This window comes from Streptomyces sp. HUAS 15-9 (genome assembly GCF_025642155.1).
Classification (GTDB): domain Bacteria; phylum Actinomycetota; class Actinomycetes; order Streptomycetales; family Streptomycetaceae; genus Streptomyces.
Map to the genome: position 1 here is coordinate 8881792 of NZ_CP106798.1, position 11824 is coordinate 8893615.

At 70.7% G+C, this 11824-nt stretch carries 13 protein-coding genes and 2 pseudogenes; 11 read left to right on the forward strand and 4 right to left on the reverse strand.

The genetic code is table 11. The features are described from left to right. Positions 1 to 370: 370 nt before the first annotated feature. The 4 genes from N8I87_RS40380 to N8I87_RS40395 all read left to right on the forward strand — a co-directional run bounded on the left by N8I87_RS40380 (position 371) and on the right by N8I87_RS40395 (position 3916). The gene (locus tag N8I87_RS40380) at positions 371 to 1096 is read left to right on the forward strand and encodes a nitrogen regulation protein NR(II) (protein ID WP_263215913.1); all 726 of its coding nucleotides are present in this window, start codon (positions 371 to 373) and stop codon (positions 1094 to 1096) included. Beyond that, complete coding sequence (locus N8I87_RS40385; RefSeq protein ID WP_263215914.1) at positions 1093 to 2010, forward strand: PP2C family protein-serine/threonine phosphatase; 918 nt, start codon at positions 1093 to 1095, stop codon at positions 2008 to 2010. Before N8I87_RS40380 ends, N8I87_RS40385 begins: the two co-directional genes overlap by 4 nt. Then, positions 2007 to 3071: a cobalamin B12-binding domain-containing protein gene (locus tag N8I87_RS40390; protein WP_263215915.1), complete on the forward strand. Its 1065-nt coding sequence runs from the start codon at positions 2007 to 2009 to the stop codon at positions 3069 to 3071. Before N8I87_RS40385 ends, N8I87_RS40390 begins: the two co-directional genes overlap by 4 nt. A 239-nt stretch (positions 3072 to 3310) precedes the next feature. Next, positions 3311 to 3916, forward strand: coding sequence for a class I SAM-dependent methyltransferase (locus N8I87_RS40395; RefSeq protein WP_263215916.1), 606 nt, complete (start codon positions 3311 to 3313; stop codon positions 3914 to 3916). 746 nt (positions 3917 to 4662) lie between these two features. On the opposite strand, the gene N8I87_RS40400 is transcribed toward N8I87_RS40395, so the two are convergent. Beyond that, positions 4663 to 5028 carry a hypothetical protein gene (locus tag N8I87_RS40400; RefSeq protein ID WP_263215917.1) on the reverse strand — a complete coding sequence of 122 codons (366 nt, stop codon included), beginning with the start codon at positions 5026 to 5028 and terminating at the stop codon, positions 4663 to 4665. A gap of 231 nt (positions 5029 to 5259) precedes the next feature. Between N8I87_RS40400 and N8I87_RS40405 the strand changes: the two genes are divergently transcribed. Together N8I87_RS40405 and N8I87_RS44575 are read left to right on the forward strand one after the other, a co-directional pair. Beyond that, complete coding sequence (locus N8I87_RS40405) at positions 5260 to 5406, forward strand: IS3 family transposase (RefSeq protein ID WP_263215919.1); 147 nt, start codon at positions 5260 to 5262, stop codon at positions 5404 to 5406. Further along, positions 5406 to 5660, forward strand: a pseudogene (locus N8I87_RS44575) (DDE-type integrase/transposase/recombinase); the annotation flags it as partial. The gene N8I87_RS40405 and the pseudogene N8I87_RS44575, both read left to right, overlap by 1 nt. Before the next feature lie 28 nt (positions 5661 to 5688). On the opposite strand, the gene N8I87_RS40410 reads toward N8I87_RS44575, so the two are convergent. Next, the gene (locus N8I87_RS40410; protein WP_263215920.1) at positions 5689 to 5895 is read right to left on the reverse strand and encodes a hypothetical protein; all 207 of its coding nucleotides are present in this window, start codon (positions 5893 to 5895) and stop codon (positions 5689 to 5691) included. A 703-nt stretch (positions 5896 to 6598) separates the two neighbouring features. Next, positions 6599 to 6802: a cold-shock protein gene (locus N8I87_RS40415; protein ID WP_263215921.1), complete on the reverse strand. Its 204-nt coding sequence runs from the start codon at positions 6800 to 6802 to the stop codon at positions 6599 to 6601. Between the two features lie 281 nt (positions 6803 to 7083). On the opposite strand from N8I87_RS40415, the gene N8I87_RS40420 reads away from it, so the two are divergent. After that, positions 7084 to 7296 (forward strand): hypothetical protein, encoded by a 213-nt coding sequence (locus tag N8I87_RS40420; protein WP_263215922.1) that lies wholly within the window; start codon positions 7084 to 7086, stop codon positions 7294 to 7296. 105 nt (positions 7297 to 7401) lie between these two features. On the opposite strand, the gene N8I87_RS40425 is transcribed toward N8I87_RS40420, so the two are convergent. Next, on the reverse strand, positions 7402 to 7899 hold the full coding sequence (locus N8I87_RS40425) for an NUDIX domain-containing protein (RefSeq protein WP_263215923.1): 498 nt from the start codon (positions 7897 to 7899) through the stop codon (positions 7402 to 7404). Positions 7900 to 8134: 235 nt separating this feature from the next. Here N8I87_RS40425 and N8I87_RS40430 point away from each other — a divergent pair, with 235 nt between their 5' ends. The 4 genes and pseudogenes from N8I87_RS40430 to N8I87_RS40445 form a co-directional block, all read left to right on the forward strand. Further along, positions 8135 to 8383, forward strand: coding sequence for a hypothetical protein (locus N8I87_RS40430; RefSeq protein WP_263215924.1), 249 nt, complete (start codon positions 8135 to 8137; stop codon positions 8381 to 8383). Further along, entirely contained in the window at positions 8380 to 9105 is a 726-nt protein-coding gene (locus tag N8I87_RS40435; RefSeq protein ID WP_263215925.1) for a DUF6292 family protein, read from the forward strand. The genes N8I87_RS40430 and N8I87_RS40435 overlap by 4 nt, the downstream gene beginning before the upstream one ends. Before the next feature lie 603 nt (positions 9106 to 9708). After that, positions 9709 to 10281 carry an LbetaH domain-containing protein gene (locus N8I87_RS40440; RefSeq protein WP_263215926.1) on the forward strand — a complete coding sequence of 191 codons (573 nt, stop codon included), beginning with the start codon at positions 9709 to 9711 and terminating at the stop codon, positions 10279 to 10281. Between the two features lie 442 nt (positions 10282 to 10723). Next, positions 10724 to 11554: pseudogene (locus N8I87_RS40445) on the forward strand (IS110 family transposase); the annotation flags it as partial. Positions 11555 to 11824 lie beyond the last annotated feature (270 nt).

The following is an 11824-nucleotide window of genomic DNA, read 5'->3' on the forward strand; positions in this document are numbered from 1 at the left end:
GAGCGCGTTGGCCAGGCTGGACACCGTCTCCGGGGCTGCGTCGGCGGGCAGCGCGTCGATCACCGCGCCGACCAAGCGGTGCGCCGCCCGGACGTCACCCGGTGCAGCGCGGTGACGTGAGTCACGCACAGCCGGGGACCGGCCGTCGCGATGCTGGGCGTACTCGTCCCGCCCCCGCATGCCCGGCGGCACCGGCCCTGATCCGTGGGCGGCGCCCTGAGGAGAGATGGGTTGTATGGTGAGTAAGTCGGATGTAAAGAACTTCTAGGGTGTCAGGGGAAGAGGCGGTGCGTACGGCTCGTGCACCGGCCGACGAGGCCGTCGGCGCTCCGCGTTGTACCGGGACCCGTCCTCGTGAGGCACGGGGCCGGTGAGGGGTGCACGAACCCGCAGCCCGGCGGGGCACGGCGGTGACGGGGAGGCACAGGGCGGTCCCGGGCCGAAGCTGTCGGGGGCCCTGCTCGACATCGTCGACCAGGCGGTCGTCGTCTGCGACGCCTCCGGCGTGGTGCGCTGGTGCAACCGCCTGACCGGCGCCTATTTCCCGGGCCTGCGGCCGGGGAAGGTGCCGGACCCCGCGGCGGCCGGGCCCCTCGGGCAGGCGATCGCCGCCTCCGTGGCGTACTTCGACGGCGAGTTCCTCGGTCGTCGGCTGACCGGACGCAGGAGCACGGTGGAGGACTGTTCGATGTGGCTCGTCAGCGACGAGACCGGGGTCCGCCGCTGCGAGGCCGAGCTGCGCGCCGAACGGTCGCGGACGGCGTTCCTGAGCGAGGCGGGCCGACGACTGGGAGCGTCCTTGCACTACGGCCGCACGGCCCGAAGCGTGGTGGAACTCGCCGTGCCTGCCTTGGCCGACGCGGCGCTGCTCGTCCTGCCGCCGCGTGCAGGCCACGCGGACTGGTATCGCTGCTCGGCGCCGGGGACGGCGGCGGAGTCGGGGGCGTCGTCGGCGTCCTTCCTCGAGCGTGTGCCGCACCTGAGGCGGGCCCTGTCGGGCCTGTGGCCGCGGCCTGCCGCCTGCCCCCGGACGAGTTCGCCGCGCTCGGTGGGGCGCCGCCGAACCCGGGCAAGGGAGGAGGGGAGTCACTCGTGACGGCACTGCCGGGAAGCGAGGCCCCGGCGGGGGCCCTGGTTCTCTTCCGCTCGGCCGGAGCCGGTGGCTGGGACGCCGCCCTCGTGGACGATTTCGCCTTCCGGGCCGGTATGGCGCTGTCGACGGCTGCCCTCTACGCCCAGCAGGCCCACACTGCGGCCGTGCTCCAGTCGGGCCTCGACCCGGCACCCCTGCCCGACGTGCCGGGGGTGCGGTTGGGCGCCGCCTACCGCCCCGCCCCGGAGGCACTGGGCTTCGGCGGCGACTTCTACCAGGTGGAACCCGCGCGGGACGGCGGCGGGGGCGTGGAGTTCGTCCTGGGGGACGTCTGCGGCAAGGGCGTCGAGGCGGCCGTGCTCACCGGCCACGTCCGCCAGAGCCTGCGCACCCTGGCCCTTGTCGAATCCCGGCCGCTCCGTGTGCTCGACGTGCTCAACCAGACGCTGCTCGAGGCGGACTCGGGCCGGTTTGCAAGCCTGGTCATCGGCGCTGCCCGCCCGGGCGCCGGAGGCGCCCTGGACGTCGTGCTCGCTGGCGGCGGGCACCCGCCGCCGCTGGTGCTGCGGCGTGGTGGTGTCGTGGAGGCTGTGGACGTGGGCGGGATGCTGGTCGGGGCTCTGCCCGGCCCGGAATTCGGCCAAGCCGGAGTGCACCTGGCGCCCGACGAACTGATCCTGCTGTACAGCGACGGGGTCACCGAGGCGCGGGGCGGCCCCGAGGGTGCCGAGGAGTACGGAGCCGAGCGGCTCGCGCGCGACCTGGAGGGTTGCGCGGGGATGCCCGCCGGCGCGGTCGCCGAGCGGGTCGAACTGCGTGTCGCCGACTGGCTGGCCGGACGGGCCCACGACGACATCGCGGTGCTGGCCCTGCAGGCCTCGCCCGGTTCGTCCGGCACCGCCGGAGCCCTGCGGTGACCGGCGCGTCCGTCGTGCCGCCGGGCCTCCGCGCCGCCTTCGACGACCACCTCGCCCACGCCGACGACACCGGGGCCACCGCGCTCGCCCTGGACCTGCTGCGATCCGGTGCCTCGGCGGAGGAGATTCTGCTACGTCTGATCGCCCCGGCACAGGCCGCTGTCGGCGCCCGGTGGGTGTCCACGGAGTGGAGCGTGGCCCGGGAGCACGCCGCCACCCATGTGAGCGAGCGCGCGGTGAGCGCCGTGGCCGCCGCGGCCTCCGCGTCGCGGCCTCGGACCTCTGCGCCGGGCCGCCGTGTCCTGTGCGCGTGCGTCGAGGGGGAGCGCCACACCCTGCCCGCACGGATCACCGCCGAGGTGCTGCGGCTGCGCGGCTTCGACCTGACGTTCCTGGGCGCCAACGTCCTCGTCCCGCGCCTCGTGTCGCACGTGCACCGGCAGGGGCCCGACCTGGTGGCTCTGTCATGCATGATCCCCGTGCGTCTGCCTGCCGCACACCGCCTCATCGACTGCTGTCGGCGTGCCGGGGTGCCGGTGCTCGCGGGCGGGGCGGGTTTCGGCCCCGCAGGCGTCTGGGCCCGCACGCTCGGAGCCGACCTGTACGCGCCCGATCCGGCCACCGCCGCTGACATGCTCGCCGTGCGGTGGCCGGACCGCCCACGCGAGACGGCGCCCCTGGAGCACTTGGCCGACGAAGAGTACTCCCGGATCGTCCGGCAGCGGACCGAGCTGCTGCGACGGCTACTCGCCCGACTGCGCGAGCGGTACCCGCGGCTGTGCGACCCCGGCGCGGAGCATGCCGAGGCAGTACTGGAGGATCTCGGCCGTATCCCGGACGTCCTGGCCGCGGCGAACTACGTCGATGATCCACGGGTCCTCACCGACTATCTTTCCTTCGGCGTGGCGTTCCTCCACGCCCGCGGGATGCCCACCTCCGCTCTTGGCTTGGCCCTGGGGATACTGTCCGGTCCGCTCGGTGACCTTCCGCGGGCGTCCGCGCACCTGGACGCCGGGCGACGCTGGCTGGCGGCAGCGGGCCAGGCCGTCCCACCGGAGTGACGGCGGCACGGGACGACGCCCCGCGCCCCGTGTCGCGCGGTTGCGCTGAGCCGAGCGGGCCGTCTGCCCGTAGCGGCGACGGTCCCCTGACGCGGCCCGGAAACCCCGGATCGAAGCCCGGCGAGGACGGACGGCATCAACAAGGTCATGACCTGCCGCGTCCGGGCGGGGTCGGAGTCGAGCCGAGTCGGCCGAGCCACCACTTCGAGCGGCCCACGGCCGGCCCTATAGTCGGCCGCATGAGCCGTTGGGAGAAGATGACTGGGGGAAGATCGGGGCAGGACTACGCCGCACGGTTCGCGGCCCTGGCCCGTGCCGGGAAGGACCTGCACGGGGAGGCGCGGTTCTGCGCGGCGCTCGTGCCTGCAGGAGCGCGGGTGCTGGACGCCGGGTGCGGTACCGGACGGGTCATGATCCGGCTGACGGAGCTCGGGTACGACTGCGTCGGGGTGGATCTTGACGCCTCGATGCTGGCAGTGGGGCAGCGGCAGGCACCGGAACTGTCTTGGTACCAGGCCGATCTCGCCGGGTTCGAGCCGGGCCGGCTCGGCATCGCGGGGGACTTCGATCTCGTGGTCGCGGCGGGCAACGTGTTCCCGTTGCTCGCCCCCGGCACCGAGGCCACGGTGGTCGAGCGCCTGGCCGTGGCCCTGCGCCCGGGCGGTGTGATGGTCGCTGGCTTCGGCTTGGACGAAGCCCATTTGCCCGTGCCGCCCGGCATCACGCTGCGCGAGTACGACGAGTACTGCGCCGCGGCCGGCCTCACCCTCGTCGACCGATACGCCACCTGGGACGCCGACCCCTACGTCGGCGGCGGCTATGCCGTCAGTGTCCACCGTCGGTGAGGCCGTACGGGACATCTCGATCAGCGCCGGGGCGTGCGGACAGGGCCATCGGCCGCAGCGGGATCGGGGTCTGTCCGGCCGGCTGGTGCGACGCTGTCATGACCGGGTCTCCCCCTCGGCCGTCGTGGGTGAAATCCGGTGGGCACCGCGGTGTGCGTCGACGCAGGATGACGCGCGGTTCCGAGTGGGGGTGTTCCGTGAGCCTTCGTCCGAAGTCAGTTTGAGTTGGTTTCGGGGGCGGCCGGTGCCGGCGGGACGAGGGTGAACAGGCCGGGTTCGGATTCGGTGAGGATGCCGCGGTTGACCAGGCGTTTCAGGCGGTGCGCAGGTAGCCGTAGCCGACGCCGGAACGCTTCCTTCGGCCGGCTTGCCGGCCAAGGCCTTGTGGCCGCCGCCGTCGGGGATGTTGGTTCTGTCGACGATCTTGTGATCCGGACGCTTGAGCGAGTCGTGTCAGCTGTTCGCGATCATGTATGGCGTGCTCTCGTGATGTGCTCTTGGAGTTGTTTCCGTACCTGTCGCGTTGCTGATCGAGGGGGTTCAGCGGCGGCCGGACAAGGTGGTACTGAGAACGCGGGTGCGAGCGACGACCGCGTCCTGCCGGTGTGGCCAAGGCTCGGTACGGGTGCACGGCCGGTACGTACGCCAGCTGCGCGATGTCGCCGTGGGCGGGCTCGGCGTGCTTTGTCATGTACGACCGCCGACAGGGAGGCTGCGGTCGGCGAGTTCTGAAGCGCTGTGGCTTGTCAGGACGTTTGGCGCCGCAGGAAGCGGTAGCCGCCGCTGTGGGCAGTCACTGCGTAGGTGTGCTCGGTGATTTCCACTCCGGCGGAGCGCATGCGGTCCAGCATCTGCCGCTCCACAGCTTCGCCCATGCTCGGGGGAATGCTGTTCGGGGCTTCGCCGAGAAGCCACCCCTCGGCGCCGAGTGTATTGAACAGAGCGAGGTCGCCGTCAGCCATGTCGAAGAGTTCGAACCCTGCTGCAGTGACCAGGACCGCGAAGGTGAAAGTGCGCTTGCTTCCGCTCGATACGGGCCGCGGCCTACCACCTCGCTCATCGGCGGTGACGCTGTACCAGTAGGACAGATGGGCGTATTCCCAGGTCGGCATTGCTCCCCCTGTTGCGACTGCGCCATGGTATCGGGAGTGTCTACCGACTCGGGGGCCTTGCGGGAGATCCTGCGGCGGGCGGCGGCCTATTTCGCGAAGGAGATGAAGTGAAGACCCGCCGCTGGGACTTCGTCTCCGCCTACGCCGAGACCTTCGGTGGTCAGCGGATATGCCGGGTTCTTCAGGTCTCGCGCTCCGGTTACTATCGGTGGATCCGGTGCGAAGGCCCGAATGGAGCGGCAGGTCGCCGACGACACCCTGGTCGCAGAGATCCGCGAGGTCCACACCACGCACAAGGGCACCTACGGAGTGAGGCGCGTCCATGCAGAGCTGCGGGGCTTTGGGCACACCGTCAACGCAAGCGTGTCGAGCGGTTGATGCGCCTCCACCGGATCGAGGGCCGCCACCTGCGTCGGCGCAAGCGCACTACTGTCCCGGACCGGCTCGCACCGCCCGCCCCGGACCTCGTCCAACGCGACTTCACCGCCGGGCATCTGAACGAGAAGTGGTGCGGCGACATCACATATGTGCAGGTTGGTGGCTCGTGGCTGTATCTCGCGTGCGTCCTGGACATCTGCTCACGCCGGGTACTCGGCTACTCGATGGCCTCCCACATGCGGGCGGAACTCCGGGGGACAGCGCTCCAAGTTCGCCGTCTGGTTACTGTGCTGTGGCTTTGCGCTCCCCGCGGGACCGCAACCACGGGACCAGGTGCCAGGAGGTCACCACCGCTGCGGACGTCACCGCTGTGGTCAACCAGCCCCTGTAGACGTCCGCGAGGCCGGTGACGAAGCGCATGAAGACGGTGAACACAGCCCAAACCACCAGCCAGCGAGCCACCTTGACCATTCGTCCCTGTCGTCGCATGGCGCGAGCATATCCGCGGGGCTGAAGGGGAACAGACGAAGGGTCGTCAGCCCGGCACGATGGTCACGGCGGATAGCCGCGTACAGCTCGGTCCCCGACTTCGACGTCATCGGCGGCCCCCAGCGGTATGGAGCACCCTCATGCTCCCACCGCAAGCCCCCAGGTGTTGCTGGAACTCATCAACACCGTTCCCCACGAACTCCGGGTGTTGCCCGCGCTGAACGACAACCGTTGCTGAAACTCGCCCACATACTCAGCGTGTTCCCTGGCGCGGCAACGAGGCGGTGAACCGCTGGTCCGACGTGGCCTGAGGACGCGCTGGCCGGGGCGAGGGGGAGAGCCTCGTGCCCGTACGATGGCCGGTGTGACCACTCGCCGCATCCTTGGGGTCGGCCCGGAGGCCGCGCACGGCATCCGGGCCCCGCAGGCCGACTTGCTCGCCTCTCTTCCGTCAGCCCGTCTCCCCGACCTTGACGAATTGAGGGCCCGGGGTGTTCTCGGCAATCACCCGGCGGTGTCCCCGGCCCCGCGGCGGACCCTGGGAGCCGGCTGCCGCACCGACGAGGACACGCCGTCCCGCCGTTCTTCCTGAGGCTCCCTCAACAGCGGAGGGTCGGAAACTTCCCACCGTCGGGGGCGGGTAAGACCGAAGAGGCCCCAGACGGTGGGTGCATCCCGGCTGGGGCCTCTTTGTGTCCGGCGCTTACAGGGGGCGGATGTTCTCCGCCTGTGGGCCCTTCTGGCCCTGCGTGATGTCGAACTCGACCTTCTGGCCTTCCTGGAGCTCGCGGAAGCCCTGGGTGGCGATGTTCGAGTAGTGGGCGAAGACGTCGGGGCCGCCGCCTTCCTGCTCGATGAAGCCGAAGCCCTTTTCCGCGTTGAACCACTTCACAGTGCCCTTGGCCATGTGTCTGTCTCCTTCGAGGGGACTCGTGTCGGGTCCGGCACCGTGCGGGATCCGGAGGTGATCGCCCTGGTCCGGAGAGGCGTTGAACAGCAAAAACGCCCGCGATTGCGATCACGGGCGAACGGGACTTCGGAACCACGACTGCTGATCATGACGTTACACCGGCTGGTGGCGCTCGGCCACAAAGAACCGCGAAGGCGACGCGGCTCGGGGGGCGACCTGCCGCCACTGACAGCCGTCTCCCGAATGCGCCTCACCTGCCGCTGAGTGAGACTTAGGCTATGGCTGAGCGTCGCGTGATCGTGCTCCCGCCCGGCGAGGGTGGTGGCCGGCGTGTCCAGGTCGACAGCGAGACGCTCGGCACCGCGTACAGGCTGCACGATCTGGCGGTGTTCCTGGAGTGTGCCGGCCTGGAGGGGTTGGTCGAGGTGGACGCGGCGAGCTCGCCGCTGATCGAGTGGCACGGCGGCGGCCCGGAGGTGTGGGAGCACTGAGCGCTACGCTGTGGCGCTGGTGGCCGTCCTCCCCCGTTCGGCCCACAGCGGTCGCTGTCGCACGTGGGCGCGGGTTCGTTGGCCAGGGGCCCCGACTGTCTGTGGTTACGCGCTGGGTGTGCCGTCTTCGAGGTAGAGGGTGGTGTGTTGGGTGCGGGCGTGGACGCTGTGGTGGATCCGGCGGGCGAGGAGTGGGATGACCCGGTCGCCGATGTCGTGCGGGGGTACGAGTGCGTAGGCGCGGAGTTCGTCGGGCTGCAGTTGGATGGTGGCGAGTTGCTCGTCGGTGAGGTGTCCGCCGTCGTAGATGAGGACGATGCCTTCGCTGCGGTCGGGCCGGGGCGGGGTCCAGTCGATGGCGAGGAACCGGCCGGGCGGCAGGTCGAGGCCGAGTTCCTCTTTGATTTCGCGGTGGGCGCCGGCGCGGGGGGATTCGTCGGTCTCGACGGCTCCTCCGGGGATGTCCCAGGGGTTTTGTAGATGGGGTCGACGAGCATGACGTGGTCCTGGTTGTCGAAGAAGAGGACGCCGGCGGCGACGCGTTTGCGGGGCAGGGTCCGGTCGTAGTTGCTGTTCGGGCTGGCCACGGGGGGAGGCTAGCAACCGGTTCGGCCTGGTGGGGGCTGTTGGGGTTGTGGGCCGGCGCCCGGTCTGCGATGCGGGTGGCATGGGCGCCGGCCTTCGAAGGCCCGGGCCGGCGGGGACTGCTTGGCCGGACGAGGCCAGGGTAGCCCGCGGCCTCCCCGAACCGATAGAGACATGGTTAGAGTTTTCTCCAAGCAGGTGGGAAAAGGGGGCGGGGATGATCCGGGCCGGGCGTGTGGGGTTGGTGCAGACGGTGGCTGACCTGGCGGTGGCGCTTGGGGTGTCGGTCCAGACGCTGCGGAACACGAAGCCGTACGCCGTGCCCGGTTTCCCCCCGCCGGTGAGTTCTTCCGGGGCGCAGAAGCTGTTGTGGGACGGGGAGCAGACGGCTGCCTATTTCGCGGGCCGCTCGGTGCCGGCGCTGTCCGGGGGCGAGTCGGGTGACGATCTCCTGGACCGTCATGAGGCTGCGGCCGAGTGCGGGGTGGGGGTGGGCACGTGAACTCCTACAAGAACGATCCCGCGGTGGCCGGGCACCTCGTGATGGTGGGGGGAGTGGAGCACTGGCCCTGCAGTGCCGTGTGCGCGTACCGGGACGGGCGTCCGGGGCGGGGCTCGGCGCGGGCGGGAGGCCGGCCCAGGGGCAGCGGGGACCGCGTGCCCAGGGAGCAGCTGCAGCGTTACGTTGCCGAGCTGCTGGATGCGGAGCCGGCCGTCACCGCGGCCGCCGTGGTCGAGGAGTCCGGCGTCGCCATGACGACGGCGATGGCCGCCCTCGCGGCTGTGCGGGGCCGGCGGATCGCCGACCTGATCGAGGAAGAGCCCCAGCTGTCCCCCGTGCAGGCGGCCCAACGCCTTGGTTACCCGCCCATCACCCACCGCCGCGCGCTGGCCGCGGCCCGCTCCGAGCAGCGGATCCGCGAGGCGCACCCCTACGTCCGCAGCGTGGCGCAGGCCTTGGCCCATGCCGGGCTGGCGGAGCCGGACGAACCGGAAGTGGTGGAACTGCCCACCGGTGCCCTCGCGGCCGCGATCCGACTGACGCCGGGCCAGGAAGCGCCGGCAGCAGTGTGGGACGAACGCTTCGGCTGGCGTACGTCCGGCAGCCGACGCCACCCCTTCGACAAGGACACCGGGGCGCGCCCGCAGGGCCACGGCATCCGCTACCTCATCGACCAGGCGCGCCCCGCCCCGTCCGCAGTCCTGGCCGCACTGCGCGGCTGAACCCGCTCCCTGCCCCGGAGCGCAGCCTGCGGCCTTTTGTGCCTTGCCGCCCCCACCTCGGGCCACGCTACCTGTCCCGCTCGTGCATCGCCTCAAGGGCCCGAGCCGGGCGCAGCAAGGCACAAAAGGCCGCAGGCCAGGGCGCGCCCGAGTGGGGGCGCAGCAACCCCAATTTTTCCCGTCGGGGTCGGGGCGTGGCGCCGTCCGTGCCCGCCACAGGGCCCGGGTCCGCTGCGCTCCCCTCGGGCCACGCACGCGCACCCGGACCCGTCCGCTTCGCGGCCGTTTCCGGGGCGAGCGCTTTGCGCTCTTGCGCGCTGCGGGATGCGGCAGCCGGGGCCGCTCCGCTGCGCTTGGGGGCCCCTTGCTTCGCGCTGCCGCATCCCTTGCCTCTGACGCGTTGCGCCAGAGGTGTGGCGGCACGGACGGCGCCATGCCCCGTCCCCGACGGGAAAAACCCGCTCTGAGCTGGGGAGACTCGTCAATTCCCTGTCCTGAAACCACTGTTCACGGTAGATAGGGATAGTTAGTTGTCTTGTTGTTCGGCGGTGGCAGTCGGCCAGCGATTCGAAGGCCCGAAACGAAGCACAGAAGGGGACCCAAGTGAACAACCCCAACGCCCGCCTCGACACCAGCGACTGGACCCGGCTCGAAGCCGCCGGACTCATCCAGATCGGCACCGGCTGCCGGATCAGCCCGCTCGCCCGGTTCGAGCCCCAGGACGAGACAGACCAGATCCGCCCGATCACCATCGCCGACAACGTCCGCATCGGCGCCGGGGCCGTCATCCACGGCGGCACCCGCATCGCCACCGGCGTCCGCGTGGAGGACAATGTCACCATCGGCCAGCCGGAAGAGGGCTACGCCGTCGGCCGCACCTACACCGGCACCGGCGCCACCACCCTCGCCGAAGGCACCGCGCTGCGCTCCGGCGCCATCCTCTACGCCGGTGTCTCCATCGGCGCCGAGACCACCATCGGCCACCGGACCCTCATCCGCAGCCACACCACCATGGCGCGCACTGCAACCTCGGACACGGACTGGTCATCGAGCGCGCCTGCACCTTCGGGAACTGGGTCCGGTGCTCGCCCCTGTCCCACATCACCTCGTGCGTCATCGCCGAAGACCGGGTGTTCCTCGGCGCGGGGATCCGCACCATCAACGACCAGCACCTGATCTGGCAGGACACCGAGGGCCGCGAACCAGACCTGATCCCGCGCCGGTTCGAGTTCGGCGCCCGTGCCCTCGACGATGAGGAGTTCATACCGTCGTGCTCCAGCCAGGCTTGCGGGGGGTCATCCTCGGGTGGACCCGGTCCCACGCCTGCGCTTCGGCCTTCCGCCCTCCCCCGCGTCCCCCGTTATGTTCTTCGCGGTCCTGCAAGAGGGCCGCTGGCCTCCGGGCCCGGCATGACTGTTCCCCCCTGTCGAACGGATGACCTGGGGGGTGGTGTCACCGGGCCCGAGGGGTGCCGTTGGAGACGCTGATGAGAGGTCCGACTACCGCCTGGCCTGGCGCAATGCCCGGCCGCTTGCAGGCGGCAGGTCTGCATAACGTGGATGCGCGCGTACGGCGCCGACTCCCCGGCCAGCACCGCACCGAAGCAGTTGGGAGCACGATGTTCGACATCGGCGATGTGGGCGTCTTCCTCGGCCTGGACGTCGGCAAGACCGCTCACCACGGCCACGGGCTCACCCCGGCCGACAAGAAGGTCTTCGACAAGCAGCTGCCCAACAGCGAGCCGAAGCTGCGGGCCGTCTTCGACAAACTGGCCGCCAAGTTCGGCACCGTGCTCGTCATCGTCGACCAGCCCGCCTCCATCGGCGCCCTCCCGCTCACCGTCGCCCGCGACGCCGGCTGCAAGGTCGCCTACCTGCCCGGACTCGCGATGCGGCGGATCGCCGATCTCTACCCGGGCGAAGCGAAGACCGACGCGAAGGACGCCGCGGTCATCGCGGACGCCGCCCGCACCATGCCACACACCCTGCGCTCGCTCGAGCTCACCGACGAGATCACCGCCGAACTGACCGTGCTGGTCGGCTTCGACCAGGACCTCGCGGCTGAGGCCACCCGCACCAGTAACCGGATACGCGGCCTGCTCACCCAGTTCCACCCCTCGCTGGAACGCGTCCTCGGCCCCCGGCTGGACCACCCCGCCGCCACCTGGCTGCTGGAACGCTACGGATCCCCGGCTGCCCTGCGGAAAGCCGGCCGCCGCAGGCTCATCGAAGTGATCCGGCCCAAGGCCCCTCGCATGGCCGCTCGCCTGATCGACGACATCTTCGACGCGCTCGACGAACAGACCGTCGTCGTTCCGGGGACCGGCACCCTCGACGTCGTCATCCCCTCCCTGGCCCGGTCCCTGGCCGCCGTCCACGAACAACGTCGGGCTCTGGAAGCCCAGATCAAAGCCCTGCTGGAGGACCACCCTCTTTCCCAGGTCCTGACCTAATGGGCAGCAGTTGGAGCCGGAGAAGCCTCGTCCTGACCCAGGTGGATGAACCCTGAAATCGAGAGTGGCTCGATGGTTCTGACTCCGATCGATGGCGGGAGGGACGGGTTGTACTCGTCGTGGGTTCCCGGGGCCAGGACCCCTTGAATGCAGAGTCGAGCCGCCGCTTCTCCCGCCGTCCCGGTCACGTTGCCGGACACCGGCGTCAGCACGATGCCCTCCGTTGATCCGGGCTTGAGCCCCTGAAAAAGACCGGCGGGTGCTGGC